Origin of the sequence: Vibrio marinisediminis (genome assembly GCF_014050145.1) — a bacterium.
Taxonomy (GTDB): Bacteria; Pseudomonadota; Gammaproteobacteria; order Enterobacterales; family Vibrionaceae; genus Vibrio; species Vibrio marinisediminis.
In genome coordinates this window covers 1-235 of sequence record NZ_JACFYF010000346.1, presented here as the reverse complement: position 1 = coordinate 235, position 235 = coordinate 1, and the positions used below count along the sequence as shown (strand labels likewise).

Below are 235 nucleotides of genomic sequence, written 5' to 3'. Positions count from 1 at the left end.
CGCGCCTGTGTGGCTTTGTTCTGGGAACGCCCCTACAAGCACAAGTTGATTGAATGGGGGCACAGCTTGCATGACCGCTTTATGTTGCCTCACTTCCTGTGGCGGGATCTGACGGATGTGCTGCAGTTCCTGGCGGATAATGGCTATCCCTTTAAATCCCAATGGTATGAGTCTTTTCTGGAGTTTCGTTGTCCACGTGTCGGAACCATGGAGCTTGAGGGCGTTGAACTGGAGC

At 53.2% G+C, this 235-nt stretch carries 1 protein-coding gene; it reads left to right on the top strand.

All coding sequences use genetic code 11. The features are described 5' to 3' along the window. Window positions 1-235 (top strand): transglutaminase family protein (locus H2O73_RS21425; protein ID WP_182110837.1); only part of this gene is annotated, 235 nt, incomplete at both ends.